This window comes from Martinezella lusitana (assembly GCF_010668395.1).
GTDB lineage: Bacteria > Pseudomonadota > Alphaproteobacteria > Rhizobiales > Rhizobiaceae > Rhizobium > Rhizobium lusitanum_A.
In genome coordinates, this window is record NZ_WUEY01000017.1 from 119,087 (window position 1) to 137,454 (window position 18,368).

17 protein-coding genes are annotated in these 18,368 nt (G+C 62.1%); 10 read left to right on the forward strand and 7 right to left on the reverse strand.

Going from position 1 to position 18,368, the window contains the following annotated elements; translation table 11 throughout:
- Nucleotides 1-15 precede the first annotated feature (15 nt).
- Nucleotides 16-1,023, reverse strand: a complete 1,008-nt coding sequence (locus tag GR212_RS27720; RefSeq protein WP_163991592.1) for an asparaginase — start codon at nt 1,021-1,023, stop codon at nt 16-18.
- Between the two features lie 99 nt (nt 1,024-1,122).
- Nucleotides 1,123-1,749: a helix-turn-helix transcriptional regulator gene (locus GR212_RS27725; protein ID WP_163991593.1), complete on the reverse strand. Its 627-nt coding sequence runs from the start codon at nt 1,747-1,749 to the stop codon at nt 1,123-1,125.
- A gap of 101 nt (nt 1,750-1,850) precedes the next feature.
- Here GR212_RS27725 and GR212_RS27730 point away from each other — a divergent pair, with 101 nt between their 5' ends.
- Entirely contained in the window at nt 1,851-3,275 is a 1,425-nt protein-coding gene (locus GR212_RS27730; protein ID WP_163991594.1) for an MFS transporter, read from the forward strand.
- On the opposite strand, the gene GR212_RS27735 is transcribed toward GR212_RS27730, so the two are convergent.
- From GR212_RS27735 to GR212_RS27750, 4 genes are all read right to left on the reverse strand, one after another.
- Entirely contained in the window at nt 3,256-4,254 is a 999-nt protein-coding gene (locus GR212_RS27735; RefSeq protein WP_163991595.1) for an NAD(P)H-quinone oxidoreductase, read from the reverse strand. The two genes, GR212_RS27730 and GR212_RS27735, sit on opposite strands and share 20 nt — an antisense overlap.
- Nucleotides 4,255-4,333: 79 nt before the next feature.
- Complete coding sequence (locus GR212_RS27740; RefSeq protein ID WP_163991596.1) at nt 4,334-6,139, reverse strand: GGDEF domain-containing protein; 1,806 nt, start codon at nt 6,137-6,139, stop codon at nt 4,334-4,336.
- 209 nt (nt 6,140-6,348) lie between these two features.
- Complete coding sequence (locus tag GR212_RS27745) at nt 6,349-6,600, reverse strand: ribbon-helix-helix domain-containing protein (protein ID WP_163991597.1); 252 nt, start codon at nt 6,598-6,600, stop codon at nt 6,349-6,351.
- A gap of 224 nt (nt 6,601-6,824) precedes the next feature.
- Nucleotides 6,825-7,373, reverse strand: coding sequence for an HdeD family acid-resistance protein (locus tag GR212_RS27750; protein ID WP_163991598.1), 549 nt, complete (start codon nt 7,371-7,373; stop codon nt 6,825-6,827).
- A 151-nt stretch (nt 7,374-7,524) separates the two neighbouring features.
- Between GR212_RS27750 and betI the strand changes: the two genes are divergently transcribed.
- The 6 genes from betI (at nt 7,525) to GR212_RS27780 (ending at nt 13,891) form a co-directional block, all read left to right on the forward strand.
- Nucleotides 7,525-8,112, forward strand: a complete 588-nt coding sequence (betI, locus tag GR212_RS27755; RefSeq protein WP_163991599.1) for a transcriptional regulator BetI — start codon at nt 7,525-7,527, stop codon at nt 8,110-8,112.
- Nucleotides 8,113-8,117: 5 nt separating this feature from the next.
- The gene (locus tag GR212_RS27760; RefSeq protein ID WP_163991600.1) at nt 8,118-8,759 is read left to right on the forward strand and encodes a glutathione S-transferase family protein; all 642 of its coding nucleotides are present in this window, start codon (nt 8,118-8,120) and stop codon (nt 8,757-8,759) included.
- Nucleotides 8,759-10,222 carry a betaine-aldehyde dehydrogenase gene (gene betB / locus GR212_RS27765; protein WP_163991601.1) on the forward strand — a complete coding sequence of 488 codons (1,464 nt, stop codon included), beginning with the start codon at nt 8,759-8,761 and terminating at the stop codon, nt 10,220-10,222. The genes GR212_RS27760 and betB overlap by 1 nt, the downstream gene beginning before the upstream one ends.
- A gap of 16 nt (nt 10,223-10,238) precedes the next feature.
- Nucleotides 10,239-10,697, forward strand: a complete 459-nt coding sequence (locus tag GR212_RS27770; protein WP_163991602.1) for a hypothetical protein — start codon at nt 10,239-10,241, stop codon at nt 10,695-10,697.
- A gap of 2 nt (nt 10,698-10,699) precedes the next feature.
- Nucleotides 10,700-12,352: a choline dehydrogenase gene (betA, locus tag GR212_RS27775; protein ID WP_163991603.1), complete on the forward strand. Its 1,653-nt coding sequence runs from the start codon at nt 10,700-10,702 to the stop codon at nt 12,350-12,352.
- Between the two features lie 177 nt (nt 12,353-12,529).
- On the forward strand, nt 12,530-13,891 hold the full coding sequence (locus tag GR212_RS27780; protein ID WP_163991606.1) for a chloride channel protein: 1,362 nt from the start codon (nt 12,530-12,532) through the stop codon (nt 13,889-13,891).
- A 37-nt stretch (nt 13,892-13,928) separates the two neighbouring features.
- Here the strand turns inward: GR212_RS27780 and GR212_RS27785 are convergent, their stop codons facing one another.
- Nucleotides 13,929-14,375, reverse strand: coding sequence for an RrF2 family transcriptional regulator (locus GR212_RS27785; RefSeq protein ID WP_163991607.1), 447 nt, complete (start codon nt 14,373-14,375; stop codon nt 13,929-13,931).
- Nucleotides 14,376-14,865: 490 nt separating this feature from the next.
- On the opposite strand from GR212_RS27785, the gene GR212_RS27790 reads away from it, so the two are divergent.
- From GR212_RS27790 to cysN, 3 genes are all read left to right on the forward strand, one after another.
- Nucleotides 14,866-15,603: a phosphoadenylyl-sulfate reductase gene (locus GR212_RS27790; RefSeq protein ID WP_163991609.1), complete on the forward strand. Its 738-nt coding sequence runs from the start codon at nt 14,866-14,868 to the stop codon at nt 15,601-15,603.
- Between the two features lie 127 nt (nt 15,604-15,730).
- Nucleotides 15,731-16,684, forward strand: coding sequence for a sulfate adenylyltransferase subunit CysD (gene cysD / locus GR212_RS27795; protein ID WP_163991611.1), 954 nt, complete (start codon nt 15,731-15,733; stop codon nt 16,682-16,684).
- A 1-nt stretch (nt 16,685) separates the two neighbouring features.
- Entirely contained in the window at nt 16,686-18,188 is a 1,503-nt protein-coding gene (gene cysN / locus GR212_RS27800) for a sulfate adenylyltransferase subunit CysN (protein ID WP_163991612.1), read from the forward strand.
- Nucleotides 18,189-18,368 lie beyond the last annotated feature (180 nt).

An 18,368-nucleotide genomic window follows, 5' to 3' on the forward strand; every position in this document is an offset into this window, starting at 1 on the left:
CCGCAGAGGCGGGGCTTATGCCGTCAGGGCCGCCGCCGGCCTGATATCGCCGACATGGATGCCGTTCCAGCTTTTGAGCCGCTTATGGGCCATTGCCGTGAGACCGGCTTCAGCTGCGCTGTCCTTCTCGAAGAAGCGGGCCAGCGTCGCTGCCACCATGGCCTCTGCCGCGCGACCGGTGCCGTCATCGCATTTCACGGCGATGGCGATGCCCTGCTCGGGGATCGCTGCACAAAACACGCCCTCGGCGCCGGTCTTGGCAAAGATGCGGCCGGGAGCGATCCGCATCAGCTGGGTGCAGGCGCGATCGGTGCCGGCGACATAGAAGGGTTCCGCCATGCAGGCGTCGAACAGCCGGCGCGAGGCCTTGGCGCGCAGTGGCTCCAGACCGACGCCGGTCGCCATCTTGGCGAAACCATGCGCCAATCCCTTGAGCGGCACTGCGTAGGTCGGGATCGAGCAGCCATCCGTGCCGCAATTGTCATGGGCGAGGATAGCGCCGGTCAGGCTCTGCATCGTCTCGCGGATCTGCTGCTGCAGCGGGTGATCGTAGCCGATATAGCCTTCGGGATCGATATCCTGGTGGCAGCAGGCGCAGACGAAACCAGCGTGCTTGCCGGAGCAGTTGTTATGCAGCGCCGTCGGCTTTTCGATGGTGCGGGCCTGATGGATCAGGGTCTTCTGATCGAAAGACCAATGCGCCCCGCATTCGAGCGTGCCGACATCGCGGCCGGCGCGCGCCAGCATCGAGGCGGCGAGCGTGACGTGCTCGTCCTCGCCGTTGTGGGAGGAGCAGGCGAGCGCCAGTTCTTTATTGCCGAAGCCGTAAGCGTCCGCGGCGCCGCTTTCGACCAGCGGCAGGGCCTGCATCGCCTTGCAGGCGGAACGCGGAAAGACGCCGCTTTCGATATCGCCGACAGAGAAGACCAGCTTACCATCGCCATCGACAACCACTATGGAGCCGCGATGGTGGCTTTCGACCTGGTTGCCACGGGTGACTTCGACGCAGACGGGATTCGACATGATGGAAAACAGCCTTTGATTTGCGGGATGGGCAGTGATAGCCGCTGAACCGTGGATTGCCAATCGCCGATGCGGGCGCCGCGCATCAAAAAAAGCCCCTCAGGCCGCGTCGCGGATCCTGTAGGCACAACGCCGCGCGCCGAGCAAAATGTGCTCCTCCCGCTCGACCTGCGCGCCAAGCACCGCGCGGAACGTCTCCAACTCAGATCGGCAGAAGCCGGCGCAGGCGCAGGCGGCCGCGCAGATGGGGCAATGATTTTCCACCAGCATCAGCGAGCCGTCGCCGTCCTGCCAATGATCGGCCATGTAGCCCTCCTGCGTGCGGATGGCGGCCAGGCTCGCGACGCGTGCCGGCAGATCGGCATCGAGGTCGATTTCGCTGCGATAGCGCCGGAGCGTCTCCGTTTCGCGGGCGGAGATGATGGTATCGACGGCCCCCTGCCCCAACTGGCTGACCATGGTCGCAAGCAATGCGGCGGTCAGGTCAGCGTGACCATCCGGAAACTGCCTGTTGCCGGCGACCGTCAGATGCCAGAGCTGCCGCGGCCTGCCCCTGCCGGCGGAAGCCTCTGCCGCCGGCTCGACCAATCCTTCCTCCGCCATCTTCGTCAGCTGCTGCCGGGCCGCCTCCGACGATATGCCGAGCGCATCGCCGACAGCCGACGCCAGTTGCGGTCCCTCGGTTTTCAACAGGATCAGGATTCGATTGGCAGGCGACTGACGCATTTTTCCAAGTTTTCTCTTGTTTTAATACGATGACCATGTAATTTTCCAAACTATAACTTGGAAAATAATCAATCGCTAGGGAAAATACCGAGGATCGTCCGATGTCCAGCATCGAAAACACCGCTTCCAATCCATCCTCCTCCGTCTTCGCATTGTTCTCGCCGAAACTTCTGCCGGCGACGCTGATGCTCGGCGGCGGCGTCACGCTCTATGCCGTCGAATCCTATATCACCGCCACGATCGCGCCCTCCATCGTCCGGGATATCGGCGGCCTCGAGCTGTTCGCGTGGATGACGACGCTTTTCGTCGCCGCCGGCGTGCTCGGTTCGATTACAGTCGCCACAAGGCCGAAGGGCATGGGCCTGCGCGCCGTCTATGTTGCGGCGGCGATCACATTCGGAGTCGGCAGCCTGATCTGCGCCGTCGCACCGTTGATGCCCGTATTGCTGGTCGGCCGCGCCGTCCAGGGCTATGGTGCGGGCATGCTATCCGGGCTCGCCTATGCCTTCATTCGCTTCGTCTATCCGGAAGTTCTGTGGCGCAAGGCCTCCACCCTCTATGCGGCCATCTGGGGTGTCGCGACGGTGCTGGGGCCGACGCTCGGCGGGCTTTTCGCCGCGGGAGGCGCATGGCGCGAAGCGTTCATCGTTCTCGTACCGCTGACCGTAATCATGGCGCTTTCGGCGCGATGGCTGCTGCCTGCTGTCGCGGACGATCGGTCGGATACGAGGACGCCACTGATCCAGATCGGGTTGCTGCTGGCCGCGGTCCTGTTCGTCAACATCGCAAGCACCGTCGAACATGGATCATACACGGTGCTGCTGATCGCAGCGTCGATCGTGCTCGTCGCGACGATGGTCGCAATCGAACGCAAGAGCGATACGCGCCTGCTTCCCTATGGCGCGGCCATGCTCGGCAACCCGATCTCGCGGCTCTACCTGACGATGTTCATGGCCATGATGGTGCTGACGAGCGACATCTACATTCCCTACTTCCTGCAGACCCTGCACGACGTCACGCCGCTGGTCTCGGGCTATCTCGTTGCGCTCGTCGCACTGGGCTGGACCGTTGCCGCCCTGCTCAGCGCATCTTTCTCCGGCAAGCAGGCCGCGATCGCCATCATTGCCGGCTGTATTCTGGAAACCGCCGCGACCGCATCGTTGATTCCCGTCCTGGCGACCGCAACGCCTTTCGACGCGGTTGCCAGGTTCGCGCCTGCCGTCGTCGCCATGTTCCTGATGGGATTCGGCGTCGGGCTTGGCTGGGCGCATCTGGTGACCAAAGTCATCGGCATCACCCGCAGAACGGAGCAGGACAAGGCCTCGGCGGCGATCTCGATGACGCAATCGCTGGGCGGTGCGTTCGGCGCCGCGCTCGCGGGCGTCATCGCCAACGGCGCGGGCCTCACCCATCCGGGCGGCATTGCCGGCGGCCTCTCGGCGGCGACCTGGCTCTACGCCCTGATGGCAATACCCGGCCTCATCGCCATCGTGCTGTCCTTCACGATCAGGCCAGCTTCAGCATGATCTTGCCGATGTGGTCGCTGGTTTCCAGCAAGCGATGCGCCTCGACCACATCGTCAAAGGCAAAGACCTTGTGAATGACGGGGGCAATCGTGCCCTCGTCGAGCAGCGGCCAGACCTGCGAGAAAAGATCGTCGCGGACGGCGCGCTTTTCCTCCGCCGTGCGCGGGCGCATGGTCGATCCGGTCACCGTCAGGCGCTTGACCATGATCGGCTGCAGGTTGACCTTTTCGGCAACGGCGCCGCCGAGGAAAGCGATGATGGAGAGGCAGCCGTCGCGGGCAAGCGAGGCGAGATTCTTTTCCAGGTAGGCGGCGCCGATCATGTCGAGGATGACATCGACGCCATGCGCCGTTTCAGCCTTGATGACCTCGGCGAAATCCTCCTGCTTGTAGTTGATCGCCCGCTTCGCGCCCAGCTTCTCGCACGCCTCGCATTTTTCCTTCGATCCCGCCGTCGTATAGACGGTCGCGCCGAAAGCACGCGCAAGCTGGATTGCCGTCGTGCCGATGCCGCTGGAACCGCCGTGGATCAGCACGCTTTCCCCTTCGGTAAGGCCCGCCATCTGGAAGAGATTGGCCCATACGGTAAAGAACGTTTCGGGGATGGCCGCCGCGCGCACCGCGTCATAGCCGTTCGGGAAGCGAAGCGCCTGGCCCGCCGGCAGGACGCAATATTCGGCGTAGCCGCCGCCATTTGCGAGACCGCAGACCTTGTTGCCGATCGCAAATTCCGTGACGCCGGGCGCAACGTCGACGACTTCGCCGGCGATTTCGAGGCCCAGGATCGGGCTTGCCTCCTTCGGCGGCGGATAGGTGCCCTGCCGTTGCGCCACATCCGGCCGGTTGACGCCGGCAGCCTCGACCCGAACGAGGATCTCGCCCGGCTTCAAAATCGGCAAGGGCTTGCGGCCGATGGTCATGACCTCAGGTCCGCCAAAGGACGGCAGATCCACGAAACGCATTTCAGATGGCAAGGGCATGGCGCACTCTCCTCTCCCAGCAAAGCAGTGGAGATAGTTTAGCGCAGCACGCTTGAAAAGGTGGTGCGGCGATAGGGCGTCAATTCGTCTCGGTCAAACCGAGGAATGCGACACCGGCGGCGCTCTCCTTCGCCTTGGTCTTGATACCGGCGATGGAGGTGCTGACGCGGTTGATATTGTCGATCACCAGTCCCTCGGGCAGCTGCAGGATGCCGATGGAGCATCGCATCAACGGGAACTCCGCGTCGGCGCCGCTGCGGTCGTGGCCGCGAATGCGCCCGGCGGCTCGATCCTCCGCCGAATAAAGCTCGAGGACATCGGCATGGAAATCGGCAAGCAGCCGGTCCAGAACCTCGCGAAGCTCCTGCGTGCCCCAGCCTGTGACGCCGATGAAGAAATCATCGCCGCCGACATGGCCGAGGAAGTGGCGCTCGGCGAAGAAATAGCGGCGCATCAGTGCCGCAAACAACGAGATCGCATGGTCGCCGAGATGGAAACCATAGGCATCGTTGAACGGCTTGAAATTGTCGAAGTCGCAATAGCAGAAATGCCTGACCTCATCGCCGTCCCGGCCGGTATTCTGCATGAAATCATGGATGGCACGATTGCCCGGCAGGCCGGTCAGCGGGTTCTGGTCCTGGGCGATCTTGAGCTGTTTCTCGTTGATGACCTTGATGAGCGAGGCAGCTGAAACGATGCCGGCATAGTGCGTGCCTTCGGTGACGATGAGGCAATCGCTGCTTTCCATGTTGGCGAAGATCGCCATCAGCGTATCGGCATCGGAATCAAGCCCGACGATCGGCGCCATCTCGACGAAGTGCGAAATCGAGCGCTCGTAGACCTTGTTCTTCAGCAGGTCGCGGCCGAAGGGCTGGTAGATGTATTCCTTCAGCTGATATTCGTGGATGATGCCGCGCGGCTCGTCATTGGCGTTGACGACCGGGAAATAGGCGCGGCGCGGATTGCGGCGGAAGAGTTCGAAGACGCTGTCGATGCTGTCGCTCTCACGGATGGTCGGCAGCACCTCGATCTGCTTGCGGATGAGGATTTCATCCAGGGACTGGCTGCTGCGCACCGTTTTGCCGAGATCCTGAAGATGAGGAAAGCTCGGCTTGAGCTCGTTGACGAGCACGGTCGGGCGGGCGATGAACCAGCCCTGGACGAGATCGACGCCGAATTCGCGGCAGGTGAGGAATTCCGCCTCCGTCTCGATGCCCTCGGCGATGACACGCGTGCCGAGGACATGGGCGATATTGACGAGGTTCCTGAGGATGTGGCGCTTGCGGGCGCTGCGATCGATATCGACGATGAAATGCCGATCGATCTTGAGGTAGTCGACCGGATAATCGGAAAGGAGCTTCATCTCGCCGTGGCCGACGCCGAAGTCGTCGATGGCCAGCTTGAAGCCCGCATTGCGCATTCTGGCGACCAGCGCGGAAAACTCGGGCACGATGGTATTGTCGAAGCGCTCGGAGAACTCGAAGCAGACGGAGGAAGGAGCAATGCCTGCCTTCTTCATGTGCTGCAGCAGGCTATCGACCAGCAACGCGCCCTGCGGAATAAGCCGGACGTCCAGATTGAGGAAAAGCGTTGCCGAGCCGAGATTGGGCAGCGTGGCGAACTTTGCCAGCGCCCGGCTCGTGACCATCTGCTCGAGCCCGAGAAGCTGGCCGGTGCGCTCGGCCTCGTCGAGGATATCGATCGGGCTGTTGAAGCCGATGCGCTCCTGCCCGCGCATCAGGGATTCATAGCCGAAGACAGCGCCCGTACCGGCCTCTACGATCGGCTGAAATGCATTTTCGATGACGAGTTTGGCGAGAGTGACAATCTGGTCGCTGGCATACCGGCGCAATACGCCGGGCTCGACTGCGGCAGTCAGGGACATGCCCATCTCCACTTGCGGATTCTGAACTAATTTATTTAAGTAAAACTTGGGACTTACCGCGTTTTCGACCCAAGATGCGCCATAAGCGTCAACGAAACCTTTCCCGCATGTGAAAGTTTCATGAATGGTAAAGCAATATTAACCATTCGCCGGGACGAACAAACAGCCGAACGCAGATAGGCTGCCGCCCGCGCAAACGGAGTTCAGCGCTAGTTTGGCGAGCGCCTCTCCGCCTCATAATCGGCGAACATGTCTGCCACGCAGCGGCCGCTCGCTCCCGTATCTGCGCCATCATTGGCGGCGTGGGGAACATCGCAAACATCGTCACGCTTGCGGGCCGCATCCCACATGCGCAAGGCCTCCCGCACGACTTCGCTGCTCGAGGCATAAGTGCCGGTATCGACCGCGGCGCGGATGCCGGCGGCCTGAAGCGGAGAGATGGAAACCGTTACCATCGGCATGATATTCCTCCCTTGACGTTGTTAGGCGGAAATTTGGCTGGAAGCGTGTTCCACAGCCTCGGCCGGTGCCTTCAAGGCGTATCCTTCGACATGCCTGTTGGATAAAGGCCTCGTCGCTACATCAACTCAACGCCGCTCCGCCTTCACGGCAGAGGCATAGAGAGTAGCGCCGCTCACGCTCCTTGTCAAAAAGTAGCAGTGCGTTACCCCTTTTGGGACATCCCCTACCGCCTCAGCACAAGTCCGAAGGCCACCAGCGTCCAGCCCTGGAAGATCAGATCGAAGGCCAGGAAAAGGCCGAGGATCCAGAGGCTGTTGACCGGCCAGCCCACAGCGATGGCGATGCCGGCGACGGCAGTCGCAAGGCCGCTGATGACAATCCACACCCAGCCGCGTTCCGGCTTCAGCTTGCGGCCGACCCAGACGCGAAACGTGCCGGCAATCAGCAGCGCGATGGCGAGGAAGAGGGTCAAAGCCTCGGAGGCCAATAACGGGTTCGCAAAGGTCAGGATGCCGGCAAGCGTATAGAGCAGGCCGCTGAGCACCCAGAACAGGATGTGCTCCCAGCCCCTCACCTGAAACGCATGGGCCAGATGCACGATACCGCCGATCAGCATCAGCACGCCGACGTAGTAGACCGAAGCCACCGTGGCGATGAACAGATTGCCGAGAGCGATGCAACCACAGATCAGCAGCAATATGCCGAGCCCGACAAACCAGCCCCATTTGTCGCGCATTGCCGATGGGGGAACCTCATCAAGAGTATCGACCATGACTGTACCTCCTCCTGCAAGGAAGTATGGCACAGAAATGCAACTCGGAAAGAGCCTACGGATTTTTCGCCATCGTTGCCCGATAGGTGATTTTTTTATTGATTGATCAGTCAATCAAAAATACACTCGCTTCAGCCTTGGAGATTGACGCATGCCGAAAGTCGGAATGGAACCGGTGCGCCGCAAGGCGCTAGTGGATGCCGCGATGCGGGTGATCGGCGATCACGGCTCGCTGACCGTCACCATGTCCGAAATCGCCAAAGAGGCTGGCGTTTCCCCTGCCCTTGCGCACCATTACTTCGGCAGCAAGGAACAGCTGCTGATCGAGACCGTCCGGGTCCATCTACAGCGGCTGCGCGACAGCGTCGTGACGGCGCTCCGGGCCGCGAAGACGCCCCGCGAAAAGCTCTCCGCCGTCATCCGCGTCAGTTTCCAGGCCGATCAATTCGCGCCGGAGACGATCGCTGCCTGGCTCGCCTTCTATGCCGAAGCGCAGCGCTCCGAAGAAACGCGCCGCTTTCTGGTCATCTACGCCCGCCGCCTGCATTCGAATCTGGTCGCCAATCTCAAGGCCCTCTGCCCGGCCGGCGACGCCGCGCGGATCGCCGAGGGCGCCGCCGCCATGATCGACGGTCTCTATATCCGCCAGAGCCTGCGATCCGCGCCGATCAGCACCGAGGCATCGATCGCGCTGACCGAAGACTATCTGACCACCCACCTCAACGCGCTGGAAGGGTGAAGGCCATGCTGACCGTCTGGGGCCGCAAATCGTCATCCAACGTGCAGGCGCTGATGTGGTGCATCGGCGAACTCGGCCTGGCCTATGAGCGCATCGATGCCGGCTTCACATATGGCCTCAACGACACGCCTGAATTCCTGGCGATGAATCCGAACGGCACGGTTCCGGTGCTGCGCGAGGACGATGGCGAGCCGTTGTGGGAAACAGGCGCGATCCTGCGCTATCTCGCCACGCAACATGGCGACGATGCCTTCTGGCCGACGGATGCCCGTCACCGCGCCCGCATCGACATGTGGGCGGAATGGGCCAAGATCAACATTGCCTTGAATTTCACCGGCCCGGTGTTCTGGCGCGCCGTGCGTACGGCTCCCGCCATGCGCGATGAAGAGGCAATCACGGCGGCACTGGCCACACTCGGCGCGAAGCTTGATATCGCCGAGTCGCAGTTCGGCCGGCATCGCTTCCTGGCCGGCGATAATCTGACGCTCGCCGACATACAATTCGGGCACGTTCTCTATCGCTATTTCGACATCGACATCCAGCGCCCGGCCCATCCGCGGCTGCAGCGCTACTACCAAAACCTGACCGAGCGACCTGCTTTTCAAGAGCACGTCATGGTGTCCTACGAAGAACTGAGGGTTCTATAATGCGCGCACAACCGAAGGCCTCGCATTTCATCGACGGCGAATATGTCGAGGACACCGATGGCACCGTCATCGAAAGCATCTATCCCGCAACCGGCGAGGTGATTGCCCGTCTGCACGCGGCAACGCCAGCCATCGTCGAAAGGGCGATCGCCAGCGCCAAGCGGGCGCAGCCGGAATGGGCCGCCATGAGCCCAACCGCACGCGGCCGCATCCTGAAGCGGGCGGCGGACATCATGCGCGAGCGCAACCGCGAGCTTTCCGAACTGGAGACGCTGGATACAGGCAAGCCGATCCAGGAAACTATCGTCGCGGACCCGACGTCGGGTGCCGACAGCTTCGAATTCTTCGGCGGCGTCGCCGCCGCCGGCCTGAATGGCTCCTACATACCGCTCGGCGGCGATTTCGCCTATACCAAGCGCGTGCCACTCGGCGTCTGCGTCGGTATCGGCGCGTGGAACTACCCGCAGCAGATCGCCTGCTGGAAGGGGGCGCCAGCCCTCGTCGCCGGCAACGCCATGGTGTTCAAGCCTTCGGAAAACACGCCGCTCGGCGCGCTGAAGATCGCCGAGGTCCTCATCGAGGCCGGCCTGCCGAAGGGGCTCTACAACGTCATCCAGGGCGACCGCGAAACCGGGCCGCTGCTCATCAACCATCCCGACGTGGCGAAGGTGTCCCTGACCGGCTCGGTGCCGACGGGCCGCAAGGTGGCGGCTTCGGCCGCCGGCAACCTCAAGCACGTCACCATGGAACTCGGCGGCAAATCGCCCCTCATCGTCTTCGACGATGCCGATATCGACAGCGCCATCGGCGGCGCCATGCTCGGCAACTTCTATTCGACCGGCCAGGTCTGCTCGAACGGCACGCGCGTCTTCGTCAACCGCAAGATCAAGTCCGAATTCCTGAAGCGGCTGAAGACCCGCACCGAGGCGATGCGGATCGGCGACCCGATGGACGAGGCAACGCAGATCGGCCCGATGGTTTCCTGGGCGCAGCGCGAGAAGGTGCTCGCCTACATCGAGAAGGGCAAGGCCGAGGGCGCGACCCTGGTTGCCGGCGGCGGCATCCCGAACAATGTCTCCGGCGAAGGCTATTACATCCAGCCGACCGTGTTTGCCGACGTCACCGACGACATGACGATCGCACGCGAAGAGATCTTCGGGCCGGTCATGTGCGTTCTCGATTTCGATGACGAGGCCGAGGTGATCGCACGCGCCAACGCCACCGAATTCGGTCTGTCGGGCGGCGTCTTCACCGCGGATCTCACCCGTGGCCACCGCGTCGTCGACCAGCTGGAAGCCGGTACGCTCTGGATCAACACCTACAATCTCTGCCCGGTCGAAATCCCCTTCGGCGGCTCCAAGCAATCCGGCTTCGGCCGCGAGAATTCGCTGGCGGCGCTGGAGCACTATTCGGAATTGAAGACAGTCTATGTCGGCATGGGGCCGGTGCAGGCGCCTTATTGATCAGAAGGTAAATGCGATGCCTAACGATGTTAGCGTTTATGTATTCTCATCGAAATCGATAACCAACATATGGGCTGGCTATGGCGCAGAAACTTGGGCCGTAGCCATAGGTTCAGAGACCACCAATAAAGGTAAAACTACCAAAGCCGGAAAAATGCCTTTGGGATCCTTTGGTATTCTTTACTGCGAACCGTGGAAGGCTTTCACGGTACCATTTGTAACGTGCTCCGTGCCTAAACAAAATGAAACCGAAGAAGAAATTTGGGCTGACAAATGGATGCTTCCATTCAGATTTAAGCCCTTAGGAAATCCCCGAAACAGGATTGGTGGGAGTGAGGTTCTCGCGCTGCCTGGAGCGCGAGCCAGAAATATTGGAAATTACGCTAACTATCTCACCGTTCAGGGTAATTTTGCATTTCAAGCGTCTACAATTGATGCCCAAGATTGGGAAACAATTATTTCGAGATTGATCTGATCATGGAACAGGCAGATTTCGTCATCGTCGGCTCGGGCTCGGCCGGCTCCGCCATGGCCTACCGCCTGTCGGAGGACGGCAAGCATTCGGTCATCGTGCTGGAATTCGGCGGCAGCGACTTCGGCCCCTTCATCCAGATGCCGGCGGCGCTTGCCTGGCCGATGAGCATGGACCGCTACAATTGGGGCTATCTCTCCGAGCCCGAGCCGCAGCTCAACAACCGCCGCATCACCGCGCCGCGCGGCAAGGTGATCGGCGGCTCCTCCTCGATCAACGGCATGGTCTATGTGCGCGGTCATGCCGAGGACTTCAATCGCTGGGAGGAGCTCGGCGCGCAAGGCTGGGCCTATGCCGACGTGCTGCCCTATTTCAAGCGGATGGAGCACTCGCATGGCGGCGAGGAAGGCTGGCGCGGCACGAGCGGCCCGCTGCATGTACGCCGTGGCGACGCGCGCAACCCGCTCTTCCACGCCTTCATCGAGGCCGGCAAGCAGGCCGGCTTCGAGGCGACCGAGGACTATAACGGCAGCAAGCAGGAAGGCTTCGGCCTGATGGAGCAGACGACCTGGATGGGCCGGCGCTGGTCCGCCGCGACTGCCTACCTCAAACCCGCCCTCAAGCGCCCGAACGTGAAGCTCGTCCGCTGTTTCGCCCGCAAGGTCGTCATCGAAAACAGCCGCGCGACCGGCGTCGAAGTCGAGCGCGACGGCAAGATCGAGATCATCAGGGCGAACCGCGAGGTCATCATCTCCGCCTCCTCGTTCAATTCACCGAAGCTGCTCATGCTCTCCGGCATCGGGCCGGGGCAGCATCTGCGCGACATGGGGATCGAGGTGAAGGTCGACCGCCCCGGCGTGGGCGCCAACCTGCAGGACCATATGGAATTCTACTTCCAGCAGACGAGTCTGAAACCGGTGTCGCTCTATTCGTGGCTGCCATGGTACATGCAGGGGATTGCCGGCGCACAATGGCTCTTCTTCAAGAAGGGGCTCGGCACGTCCAACCAGTTCGAAGCCTGCGCCTTCCTGCGCTCCGCGCCGGGCGTCAAGCAGCCTGATATCCAGTATCATTTCCTGCCGGTCGCCATCAGCTATGACGGCAAGGCGGCGGCCAAGAGCCACGGCTTCCAGGTGCATGTCGGCTACAACCTGTCGAAATCGCGCGGCAACGTCACGCTACGCTCCTCCGATCCGAAGGCCGACCCGGTGATCCGCTTCAACTATATGAGCCATCCGGAGGACTGGGAGAAGTTCCGCCATTGCGTGCGCCTGACCCGCGAAATCTTCGGGCAGAAGGCTTTCGACGACTATCGCGGCGCGGAAATCCAGCCCGGTGCAAACGTGCAGACCGACGATCAGATCGACGCCTTCCTGCGCGAGCATCTGGAGAGCGCCTATCACCCCTGCGGCACCTGCAGGATGGGCTCGAAGGACGATCCGATGGCGGTGGTCGATCCCGACACCCGCGTCATCGGCGTCGACGGCCTGCGCGTCGCCGACAGCTCGATCTTTCCGCACGTCACCTACGGCAATCTGAACGGTCCTTCGATCATGACGGGCGAAAAGGCCGCCGACCACATTCTCGGCAAGCCGAGGCTGGCGCGCTCGAACCAGGAGCCCTGGATCAATCCGCGCTGGGAGACGAGCGATCGCTGATGGCAGGCATCGCCGCCACACATAAGAGGTTGACGTCAATACGTAGGGGGCGCAAAGAGACCGTCAGCAAAGTGAAGCTCTGTAAGACAGTGTGACTATCTTAAGACGTCGTTTTAAGCAGATTGCCCGAACAGAGTCCGCAAAGACCCGTCCATCAATCCGCTGGTCACACGTCCTATGCCCCCGATCTACCGCAAGTCCAAGCTGCTCCGCCGCTCCCGCGTCATCTGGGGTTCCTTCAATCTCTGGCGGCCGCGCTTGGTGTTCTGGACCGGGGCTCTCGCGATCGGTGTCATCAGCGTCGGCTTTGCCAAGCTGGCGGATCTGGCGCAGAAGGCCTTTGCGGGCGTGACCCAATCGGGCGAATGGACGTGGCTGCTGCCGCTGCTGCTGACGCCGCTCGGTTTCGTTCTCTCAGCCTATCTCGCCGCGACCCTGTTTCCCAACTCGCAAGGAAGCGGCATTCCGCAGGCGATCGCCGCGCGGCATCTGCATCACGACGAGGATCGCACGAAACTGCTGTCGCTGCGGCTCGCCTTCGGCAAGATCGTGCTTACCATACTGGGCCTTTTCAGCGGCGCCTCTATCGGCCGCGAAGGACCGACGGTGCAGGTCGGCGCGTCCTTCATGCTGGCGGTCGCCCGGTTCGGCGGCATGGCGCAGGCAAAGGGATTGATCCTCGCCGGCTCAGCGGCAGGCATCGCGGCCGCTTTCAACACGCCGCTTGCCGGCATCGTCTTCGCCATCGAGGAGATGAGCCGCACCTATGAATCCCGCGCCAACGGCCTCGTGCTGACGGCGGTCATCCTTTCCGGCCTTGCCGCGCTCGGCCTCTCCGGCAGCTACAACTATTTCGGCACGGCGGATGCCGCGCCGACGATGCTTCGCGATTGGATCGTCATGCTGATCTGCGGTGTCGGCGGCGGCGCACTCGGCGCCACCTTCAGCGGGCTGGCGCTCTATGCCGGCATCCGCATCCGCCGCTGGGCACAGCCGCAGCCGCTCAAGCGCATGCTGATCCTTGCCGGCCTTTGCGGCCTCGTCGTGGCCGCCATCGGCGTGTTCTCCGGCGGCCAGACCTTCGGCACCGGCTACGAGCAGGCCCGCGGCGCGGTGGAGGGACATGCCCTGCCCTCGCTCTTCTTCGTCGAGAAACTGCTCGCAAGCTTCCTGTCGATGATCTCGGGCATTCCCGGCGGCATCTTCGCGCCGTCGCTCGCCGTCGGCGCCGGCTTCGGCAGCACGGTCGGCACGCTGGTCGGCGGCGGCGTTGCTCTTGCGGCAATCCTCGGCATGGCCGGCTATTTCGCCGGCGTGGTGCAGGCGCCGATGACCGCTTTCGTCATCATTCTGGAGATGACCGGCGACCATCAGGCCGTCATTCCGATCATGGCGGTGTCGATGATCGGCTACGTGACCTCGAGGCTGCTGTCGCGCGAGCCTCTCTATCATGGGCTGTCGCGCGTCTTCATCGCAGCCGCGATCCGCGCCCGGCGAGCCATGGAAAAAGAGAGCGGCGAGGAACACGCAGCCGGCTGAACGGCGAAGCGTCGCGTTGCCTGTTTCCGAAGCGCCCCTAAGCCAAAAGCCTCGTGACTTCGGCACCGTCGGGCCGAGCGATCGCATCGGCGATGGTCGTCGAGAAAAGCACCTTGCGGGTCGCATCCGCCACCCGGGCGAAGACATGGCGGATTTCGCAGGTCTGCTCACCGTCGCAATCGTCGCAGCGACGATAGGCGGTGAGTGACAGACAGGGCAGCGGCGCCAGGGGGCCGTCGATGACCCGCAGGATCTCGCCGAAGGTGATCTCGGCGGCGGGTTTGCGCAGAAGATAACCGCCCTGCTTGCCGCGACGGCTGATCACGATGCCCTGGTGCTTGAGGTCGAGGAGGATCTGTTCCAGGAATTTCTTCGGGATATTCTGCTGCGTCGCAATATCGGAAATCATCATCGGCTCTCCCGCCTCGGATTGGGCCAGTGCCGACAGCGCCCGCAGCGCGTATTTCGCTTTCTGAGTAATCATTTCGAACCGCTTCACACACACATGCGATACGTTCGGCCGATCGATTCAGCCGGTCCGCGCCAGAACTCCTCAGCCCTCGTCCCGGGGGCAATTTCGAAGCACCCACACCCATGGCGCAATGCCAGGAAATATCAGCAACCAAAACTTGTTATCATTCTTCGGTGCTATGCCCATAGTTTAGCTTAAAAACCGCCACCGCGCATCATTTTGGGCATCACTTCCGATTTCCGTTTGACAAGCTATGTGTAACTCTACTATTTCTATAGACATTAAAGCAAGCGCTTAAACATGGCCTGCTATGTCCGGTGCTTCCGAAGGGCCGCTTTGGGCGGCGAAACGCCTTGGTTAACAGCCGAGGCGGTCGCTTTTCCTTATGAGCGCTGCTTCATGGAGATATTTACTCTCCATCCGCTTCCTTTCGAAATCTATTTTTCTGTCCGCCATCCCTGCGAGCTGCGATACTCCGCGCAATATCAGGACAGGATTCCCCATGACTGCCATCACCCTTATTGAAGACGCCGCGTCGCTTAACAGCCAGCTCGGCTCGCTCGATCTCGCGGGTCGTCTGTCGCTCGTTGCCGGCCTCGGTGGCCGGGTCGTGTTCACGACGTCGCTCGGAATCGAGGATCAGGTGATCACGGCGGAGATCGGCAATCACCGCCTGCCGATCGAAGTGGCCACGCTGCAGACCGGCCGTCTCTTCCCCGAAACGCTCGCCCTGATCGACGAGACGGAAAGCCAGTACGATATCAACATTGTCCGCTACGAGCCGGAGCAAGCCGATATCGATGCCTATGCAGAAAAATACGGACTGAACGGTTTCTACGAGAGCGTCGAAGCCCGGCACGCCTGTTGTGGCGTGCGCAAGCTGAAGCCGCTTGCGCGTGCGCTTTCGGGCGCCAGCATCTGGATCACCGGCCTTCGCCGCGGCCAGTCGGCCAATCGCGCCGACACGCCTTTTGCCGAGTTCGATCCGGAACGCAATCTGATCAAGATCAATCCGCTCGCAGACTGGGACATCGATGTCATCCGCGCCTATGTCGCCGACAACAGCGTTCCGGTGAACCCGCTGCATGCGCGCGGCTATCCTTCGATCGGCTGCGAACCCTGCACGCGGGCCATCAAGCCCGGCGAGCCGGAACGTGCCGGCCGCTGGTGGTGGGAGAACGACGAAAAGCGCGAATGCGGCCTGCATGTCCACGAAGAGAGTGCAAGCGCCGCCCAGTGAAACACCCGCCGGTTCCCGGCTATCGATCCGAGGCGCGTTTGATACGCCGCCGATCAACCGGGGCCAACGCATCCGTTCCTTCCGGCCAGCTTTCCGGCCGAAGCAGTTGAAAGTTCTGGAGTCATAAATGCCCGATAGCCGTCCGGATACGGAAATCTCCAATCCGCAAAGCGTGAAGCCGCCGCTCGATCCGCATCTGAAGGCGCTGGAAAACGAGGCGATCCATATCTTCCGCGAGGTTGCCGCCGAATTCGAGCGTCCCGTGATGCTTTATTCGATCGGCAAGGATTCGTCGGTGCTGCTGCACGTGGCGCGCAAGGCCTTTTATCCGGGCCGCGTCCCCTTCCCGCTGCTGCATGTGAACACCGGCTGGAAATTCGCCGAGATGATCACCTTCCGCGACGAGATCGTGAAGAAATACGATCTCGACCTGATCGAACACATCAACCCGCGCGGCAAGGCGGAAAACATCACCCCGTTCACCCATGGCTCCGCCGGCTATACCGACATCATGAAAACGGAAGCCCTGCGCCATGCGCTCGATGCCGGCCAGTTCGACGCGGCTTTCGGCGGCGCCCGCCGCGACGAGGAAGCCTCGCGCGCCAAGGAGCGCATCTATTCCTTCCGCACGCCGGACCATCGCTGGGATCCGCGCAACCAGCGCCCCGAACTCTGGAACGTCTATAACGGCCAGATCCGCAAGGGCGAAAGCGTTCGCGTCTTCCCGCTGTCCAACTGGACCGAGGTCGATATCTGGCGCTACATCCAGGCGGAAGACATTCCGATCGTGCCGCTCTATTTCGCCGCGAAGCGTCCCGTGGTCGAGCGCGACGGCATGATGATCATGGCGGCCGACCCACGGCTGGAATTGCTGCCCGGCGAGGTCAAGCGCGAGGAGGTCATCCGTTTCCGCACGCTTGGCTGCTTCCCGCTGACGGGCGCCATCCGCTCCACGGCCACGACTCTCGAGGAGATCATTGCAGAGCTGGAAATCGCCACGGTGTCCGAACGCCAGGGCCGCGCCATCGACCGCGACCAGTCCGGCTCCATGGAAAAGAAGAAGCGTGAAGGATATTTCTGAGATGACCGCAAACGCCAACGTCGTCACGATGCCTGTTGTTGGGCCCGCTGCCGGGTCTGCCGCCGAGCCCGCCAAGGCGATCCGCGACTCGCGCCCGCTTCGCCTGATTACCTGTGGCAGCGTCGACGACGGCAAGTCCACCCTGATCGGCCGCTTGCTCTGGGACACCAAGGCCGTCAAGGAAGACCAGGCCGCCACGCTCCGGCGCGATTCCACCGGCAAGCAGAACGATCTGGGCCTGCCCGACTTCGCGCTTCTGCTCGACGGCCTGCAGGCCGAGCGCGAACAGGGCATCACCATCGATGTCGCCTATCGCTATTTCTCGACGGACAACCGCTCGTTCATCGTGGCCGATACGCCCGGTCACGAGCAATATACCCGTAACATGGCAACCGGCGCGTCGACCGCCGACCTCGCCGTGCTGCTGATCGATGCGCGCATGGGCATCCTCGAACAGACGCGCCGCCACGCGACGATCGCCTCGCTGCTCGGCATCAAGCAGTTCGTGCTCGCCGTCAACAAGATCGACCTGACGAATTACGACCGCGCTGGTTTCGAAAAGATCTCGCATGATTTCCGCGAATTCGCGCTGTCGCTTGGCGTGAAGCAGATCACCGCCATCCCGATGTCCGCGCTAAAGGGCGAAAACGTCGTCTATTCCGGCCAGTCCGTCATGCCTTGGTACACAGGCCCGACGCTGGTCGAAGCCCTGGAACTGGCCACCGTGCGCTCGGCGCAGACGGTCGGCTTCCGTCTTTCGGTGCAGCGCGTCTCCCGCCCCGGCGAGAGCTTCCGCGGCTATCAGGGCACGGTCGCCGGCGGCTCTGTGAAGCCGGGCGACAGCGTCATGATCCTGCCGTCGGGCATGGTCGCCAACGTCTCGAAGATCGTCACCTTCGATCTGGTGCGCAACGCGGCCGTGGCTGGCGATGCCATTACGCTCGTTCTCGACCGCCAGGTGGACGTATCGCGCGGCGACATGATCGTCGCCATCGACAGCCAGCCGCAGACCGGCCTCTCCTTCGATGCGCAGATCGTCGCGCTGCAGCCGGAAGGGATCGAACCCGGCAAGCGCTACTGGGTGAAGAGCGGCAGCCGCCGCCAGCGCGTCCAGGTGCAGCCGATTGCCCAGCTCGAACTCAAGACCGGCGCATGGGCACCGGCGCAGGCACTCTGGATGAATGCCATCGGCAAGGTTCGCCTGACCTTCGACGAGAACGCCATCTTCGACCCCTATGAGCAGAACCGTTCGACCGGCTCCTTTATCCTGATCGATCCCGAAAGCAACAACACGGTTGCCGGCGGCATGATCACCGGCAAGCGTTCCGATGTTGGCGGCATCCACAAGGAAGGCCAGCGCGTTCTTCTGTCCCTGCCGGCCGATCTCGCCGAGCAGATCATGGCAAGCGAACTCTTCGCCAGCCGCCGAGACGAAACGGACGTGCGCCGCGTGACCGCCGCGCAGGCCGCGGAAATCTGGGCGAATGCCGCCAGCGACATCTGATCGCGATCGCATCTGAAAAAGAAGGCGGCGGGCCCGGCCCTGCCGCCTTTTCATTATATCAAGAATAAACCTCCACCTACGGTGGAGGACTGGACGAGTTTTACACGGTAGTTGAGAGACCTCCTGCTTGAACCGCTGGCGTGGCCCAGACTTCAAACAAGGAGGTTATATGGATGAGCA

Coding starts and splice junctions, on each gene's coding strand:
- GR212_RS27735 (WP_163991595.1), bottom strand. CDS start 4,254: ATGCCCTTGCCATCTGAAATGCGTTTCGTGGATCTGCCGTCCTTTGGC.
- GR212_RS27750 (WP_163991598.1), bottom strand. CDS start 7,373: ATGGTCGATACTCTTGATGAGGTTCCCCCATCGGCAATGCGCGACAAA.
- GR212_RS27760 (WP_163991600.1), top strand. CDS start 8,118: ATGCTGACCGTCTGGGGCCGCAAATCGTCATCCAACGTGCAGGCGCTG.
- GR212_RS27770 (WP_163991602.1), top strand. CDS start 10,239: ATGCCTAACGATGTTAGCGTTTATGTATTCTCATCGAAATCGATAACC.
- GR212_RS27720 (WP_163991592.1), bottom strand. CDS start 1,023: ATGTCGAATCCCGTCTGCGTCGAAGTCACCCGTGGCAACCAGGTCGAA.
- GR212_RS27730 (WP_163991594.1), top strand. CDS start 1,851: ATGTCCAGCATCGAAAACACCGCTTCCAATCCATCCTCCTCCGTCTTC.
- betI (WP_163991599.1), top strand. CDS start 7,525: ATGCCGAAAGTCGGAATGGAACCGGTGCGCCGCAAGGCGCTAGTGGAT.
- betB (WP_163991601.1), top strand. CDS start 8,759: ATGCGCGCACAACCGAAGGCCTCGCATTTCATCGACGGCGAATATGTC.
- GR212_RS27790 (WP_163991609.1), top strand. CDS start 14,866: ATGACTGCCATCACCCTTATTGAAGACGCCGCGTCGCTTAACAGCCAG.
- cysD (WP_163991611.1), top strand. CDS start 15,731: ATGCCCGATAGCCGTCCGGATACGGAAATCTCCAATCCGCAAAGCGTG.
- betA (WP_163991603.1), top strand. CDS start 10,700: ATGGAACAGGCAGATTTCGTCATCGTCGGCTCGGGCTCGGCCGGCTCC.
- GR212_RS27745 (WP_163991597.1), bottom strand. CDS start 6,600: ATGCCGATGGTAACGGTTTCCATCTCTCCGCTTCAGGCCGCCGGCATC.
- GR212_RS27725 (WP_163991593.1), bottom strand. CDS start 1,749: ATGCGTCAGTCGCCTGCCAATCGAATCCTGATCCTGTTGAAAACCGAG.
- GR212_RS27780 (WP_163991606.1), top strand. CDS start 12,530: ATGCCCCCGATCTACCGCAAGTCCAAGCTGCTCCGCCGCTCCCGCGTC.
- GR212_RS27740 (WP_163991596.1), bottom strand. CDS start 6,139: ATGTCCCTGACTGCCGCAGTCGAGCCCGGCGTATTGCGCCGGTATGCC.
- cysN (WP_163991612.1), top strand. CDS start 16,686: ATGACCGCAAACGCCAACGTCGTCACGATGCCTGTTGTTGGGCCCGCT.
- GR212_RS27785 (WP_163991607.1), bottom strand. CDS start 14,375: ATGATTACTCAGAAAGCGAAATACGCGCTGCGGGCGCTGTCGGCACTG.